1 pseudogene is annotated in these 456 nt (G+C 50.9%); it reads right to left on the bottom strand.

The features are described 5' to 3' along the window. Positions 1-92: 92 nt before the first annotated feature. A pseudogene (locus tag LU493_RS19575) lies at positions 93-456 on the bottom strand (hypothetical protein); the annotation flags it as partial.

Raw genomic sequence — 456 nt, 5'->3', positions numbered from 1 at the left:
ATCCGCTTCTCGCTCAGCCTGGCTCTTAACCACAGTTGATTCGTCCGCTCTGCGTCAGGAGCGGACATTAAAATCTAAACCCGTTGGCAAGTTCATCGAGCATGACAATATGCTTGTGCTACTTTGTAATGCGCCTCCAGCTTATCCAGGAAAGTAAAGAGCTTCTGATTCATCTCGCTGTAATCGTGCGCCCGGAGCGCTTCAGGCGTGTCAACGAAACGAAATTCTGCTGCACGGCTCAGGTCTTTCTCAGAATGAGCGATCAGCCGTTCTACAACGTCCAATGTGAGCTCCATGTGGCACTGGAAACCAAAGACGCGGTCTGAATAGGCAATGATCTGCCGCGGACAGCCTTCGCTGTAAGCAATAATTTTAGCCTCCGGCGTCAAACCTGGCATGTCGTTATGCCAGTGACCCACTGCCAGTGTTTTCCCAAAGTGAGAGAACATCTCATCC

It is taken from the genome of Halomonas elongata, from assembly GCF_029081005.1.
GTDB classification, from domain to species: domain Bacteria; phylum Pseudomonadota; class Gammaproteobacteria; order Pseudomonadales; family Halomonadaceae; genus Halomonas; species Halomonas elongata_B.
This window is presented reverse-complemented; position numbering and strand designations above follow the sequence as displayed.